This window comes from Streptomyces capillispiralis (assembly GCF_007829875.1).
Lineage (GTDB): Bacteria > Actinomycetota > Actinomycetes > Streptomycetales > Streptomycetaceae > Streptomyces > Streptomyces capillispiralis.
Map to the genome: position 1 here is coordinate 1,892,282 of NZ_VIWV01000001.1, position 3,926 is coordinate 1,896,207.

At 73.2% G+C, this 3,926-nt stretch carries 3 protein-coding genes; 1 reads left to right on the forward strand and 2 read right to left on the reverse strand.

Features of this window, described 5'->3' with window-relative positions:
- Positions 1-44: 44 nt before the first annotated feature.
- Positions 45-1,085: a zinc-binding alcohol dehydrogenase family protein gene (locus FHX78_RS07645; protein ID WP_145866704.1), complete on the forward strand. Its 1,041-nt coding sequence runs from the start codon at positions 45-47 to the stop codon at positions 1,083-1,085.
- A 22-nt stretch (positions 1,086-1,107) separates the two neighbouring features.
- On the opposite strand, the gene FHX78_RS07650 is transcribed toward FHX78_RS07645, so the two are convergent.
- Both FHX78_RS07650 and FHX78_RS07655 read right to left on the reverse strand, forming a co-directional pair.
- Complete coding sequence (locus FHX78_RS07650) at positions 1,108-1,461, reverse strand: winged helix-turn-helix transcriptional regulator (protein WP_308439675.1); 354 nt, start codon at positions 1,459-1,461, stop codon at positions 1,108-1,110.
- A gap of 165 nt (positions 1,462-1,626) precedes the next feature.
- Complete coding sequence (locus FHX78_RS07655) at positions 1,627-3,198, reverse strand: laminin G domain-containing protein (RefSeq protein WP_229923976.1); 1,572 nt, start codon at positions 3,196-3,198, stop codon at positions 1,627-1,629.
- Positions 3,199-3,926 lie beyond the last annotated feature (728 nt).

Genomic DNA, 3,926 nt, shown 5'->3' on the forward strand with positions numbered 1-3,926 from the left:
GTGCGTCCAGCCCGTCCCGACCACCAGATACGGAGTCCTCCCCGATGAGCGGAACGCAGCCCTCGACGATGCCCGCGGTCGCCTACCGCACGAGCCTGCCCGTCGAGGACGCCGAGAGCCTCCTCGACGTCGAACTGCCCGTGCCCGCCCCCGGCCCGCGCGACCTCCTCGTCCGGGTCGAGGCCGTCGCCGTCAACCCGGTCGACCACAAGGTGCGGCGGAACAACGACCCCGGCGGTGAACCGCGGGTGCTGGGCTGGGACGCGGCCGGCACCGTCGTCGCCGTCGGCGACGAGGTCGAACTCTTCGAGCCCGGCGACGAGGTGTTCTACGCCGGCGCGCTCGACCGGCCCGGCAGCAACGCCCGCTTCCACGCGGTCGACGAGCGCATCGCCGCCCGCAAGCCGGAGTCCCTCTCCTTCACGCAGGCCGCGGCCCTCCCGCTGACCTCGCTGACCGCCTGGGAGGGCCTGTTCGAACGCCTCGGCCTGCACGACGGGGCGCTGGAGCGGACCGGCACCCTGCTGGTCACCGCGGCGGCCGGCGGCGTCGGCGCCATGGTCGCGCAGCTCGCGCGCGCCCTGACCAGCCTCACGGTCGTCGGCACCGCCTCCCGGCCGGAGACCGTGGAGTTCGCGCGCCGGATGGGGGTCACCCACACCGTCGACCACCACCGGCCGCTGCCCGAGCAGGTGGCCCGGATCGCCCCCGAGGGCGTCGACCACGTCTTCAGCACCATCGGCACGGACCGCAACCTCGCCGCCTACGCCGAGATCCTCAAGCCCTTCGGCAGCGTGGTCGCCATCGACGACTTCGGCCCGGTCGAGATCGGACTGCTCAAGGGGAAGAGCATCTCCTTCCACTGGGAGCTGATGTTCACCCGCTCCCTGCACCGGACGCCCGACCTGGCCAAGCAGCACCACATCCTGACCCAGGTCGCCCGGCTCGTCGACGCCGGGATCCTCACCAGCACGGCCACCACCGACCTCGGCACCGTCAACGCGGCCAACCTGCGCGAGGCCCACCGCATCCTCGAATCCGGCACCGCCATCGGCAAGATCACCCTCACCGGCTTCGCGGACTGACCCGGCCGGCCGGGCCCCGGCGTCACACCGGGATCTCGTCCAGGTGGTCCTCGACCCAGTCGCGCAGCCGCGCCAGCGGCTGCGCGACGCCTCGGCCGAGCGCGGTGAGTTCGTACTCCACGTGGAGGGGCACCGCGGGGTAGACGGTCCGGTTCACGAACCCCTTCTCCTCCAGCCGGCGCAGGGTGTTGGTCAGGACCTTGGGGCTGACGCCCTCCAGCCGGCGCTGCAGCGCGCCGAACCGCCGCGGCCCCTCCTCCAGCGCGCCGATGACGAGCGCCGACCACTTGTTGGCCAGCAGGTCCAGCACGTCCCGGCACGGGCACTGCGCCGCGTACACGTCGTGGTGGTCGTGCCGGTCCGTCGTACAGCTCATGACCATCGGTCGCCCGTCCCGCCTTCCCGGATCACCTCACCAGCACTTCCCTCAGGGAAGCAACTTCCCTTGAAGGCTACTACTGCCCACGAGCGAGCGGCGGACCCGGGCGGGCTGTCGGCAGCCCGCCCGGGTCCGGACGGAAAACGGTCGCTCAGGTGCCGGCTAGCACTCGAGGCAGGGGTCCGTCCCCCAGCCCAGGCCGGTGATCCTGCTGTCCTTCAGCGCGCCGGCGTACGCCTGCAGTTCGTCGACGTCGCCGTGCAGGTACTCGCCCCAGCCGTCACCGGCCTTGCCCCGGCCGATCTGGAGGGCCCCGGAGCCGCTCCAGCCGTTCGGGACGGTCGCGGTGGCCCGGTCGTTGGTGTAGCCGTCCAGGAAGAGTTTGACCGTGTCGGCGGCGTCGTCGTAGACCACGGCGAGGCGGTGCCCCGAACCCTCGCCGCCGTCGGCGGACTCGATGTGGGAGACCACGGTCTCGGGGGCGCCGGGCTCGTCCCGCTCCGGCATGACCAGCTGCCACTGGTGCTGCGACGGTTCGTAGCGCACCTTGAACGCGTCGGTGTGCTCACCCGCCTGGGACAGCACGGTCATCGGACCCGCCGGTTCGGTGTCCGCCAGCCGCACGACCACACCGAGGGTGAAGCTGTCACCGGTGTCGACCACCGGGCCCTCGGCGACCGCGTGACCGGTCTCGCCGTCCAGCCGCAGGTGCCCGTCGCCGACCAGGGCGAACGGCACGTAGGGGCAGTCGGGGTCCAGGTCCGGGATGCAGGAGTTGTCGGGGCCCCGGTGGATCGTCGCCCCGTCGCCGAGGCGCAGCGGCGCCCCGTCCGTCTGCTCCGGGCTGGCGCCGTCCGTCGCGTTCTCCAGCGACCAGTGTCCCAGCAGCTCCGGTGTCCGGTACGCCATCTCGGCCACCTCCGCCGGCACCACGACCCGGTCGTGGACCCGTACGTCGCCGAGGTCGCCGTGCCAGCGCGCGAGGTACTGGTCCCCGCTGCGGGCGCGGCCGATCTGGAACGCGCCGCTCGTCCCGGCGGGTGCGGCCTCGGCGTCGGTGCCGACCGCGCGGCCGTTGACGTACAGGCGGGCCTTGCCGGTCTCCTCGTCGTACAGGCCGAGCAGGTGGGCCCACTCGCCGGTCTCCGGGGCGCCGCCCGAGACCCGTGCGTCACCGACGGCGAACGACCAGGCGGGGCCGGAGTCCCGGCTGGTCAGGCCGAGGCGGAAGGCCGCCGCCCCGTCCGTGTCCTGGCTGGCGGCCGTCATGGTCCGGTCGGTCTGCGCGGGGCGCACCCAGGCGCTGACGGCGAAGGTGCCGGTGGTGTCGACGGCCGGGACGCCGGGCGTGAGGTAGCCGTGGCTGCTGCCGTTGAGCGCGACGGTCGCGTCGGTGTCGGCGCCGCGGGGCGCGGGGCCGCCGAAGGTCACACCGGACCCGGCCTGCGCGGTGGTGCCCGCAGTGGCGGCCGCGCCCGTGGAACCGGCGGGGTCGTCGAGCTTCCAGTGGGCGACGGGCGCGCGCCCGTCCTTCACACGGAACCAGTACGTGGTGGTCGGGCTGCTGCGGCCGGAGCGGTCGATGGCGCGGACGCTCAGGTAGTCCGTGCGGCCCTGCAGGGGCAGGAAACGGATGGTGGCCGGTCCGCCCGGCTCGTCGGGCCGGGCGGTTCCGTAGGGTCCGCCGATGAAGTCGTAGCGGTACTCGACTACGTCCGGTGACGGCGAGTCCATGGTGAAGCTGCCGTACACGCCGACGCCGTCGGAGATCTGGTCCTCCGGGTAGTCGGGGGAGGTGACCACCGGCTTGTCCGGGCTGACGTCGTCGACGACGAACTCGCAGACGTGTCCTTCGCCTTCGGAGCTCCAGGCGGAGGCCGTCGTGCCGTCGTGCGCGCGGACGTGCCACGACACCACGGTGTTCGCCGGGACGTCCTCCGGCATCCGCCACTGCTGCGGCGAACCCGACAGCGTCTCGTACGACGTGTACGTGCGGCGCTGCTCGCTGCCCGCCGCGTCGGTCCACCACGCCTCGAACTCGCCCCTGACCAGGTTGGCCTCGGCGGGCTGGTTGTCCTCCTCCGGGTCGTACAGGACGGCGCGCAGGGCCGGCGCCGTCGAGACGTACGGGCGCTCCTCGCCGGAGGCGCACGCCTTGGAGCCCGTCGTGAGGTCCCGCACCAGCGGCTGCCCGGGGGGCAGGTTCTCCGCCGCGTACGCGGTCGCGGGCAGTCCGGCGCCCGCCGCCGCGACCACCGCGGCGCAGCACACGGCCGCGACGCGTGCCGCTCCGGTTCTTCGTCTTCGTCTCAACTCGTCCCACCCTGTTCGTCGTTGACGGCGCTGATGCCGTTCCTGCCCACGGATCACGTGAGCCGCCTGACGCTAACAGAGGTGACGGACACGATCGAAGCGCTTTCTGCCCCGCCCCGCCCCCGTCCCCGTCCGGGTGCCGGTGGTTC

Coding starts and splice junctions, on each gene's coding strand:
- FHX78_RS07645 (WP_145866704.1), top strand. CDS start 45: ATGAGCGGAACGCAGCCCTCGACGATGCCCGCGGTCGCCTACCGCACG.
- FHX78_RS07650 (WP_308439675.1), bottom strand. CDS start 1,461: ATGAGCTGTACGACGGACCGGCACGACCACCACGACGTGTACGCGGCG.
- FHX78_RS07655 (WP_229923976.1), bottom strand. CDS start 3,198: ATGGACTCGCCGTCACCGGACGTAGTCGAGTACCGCTACGACTTCATC.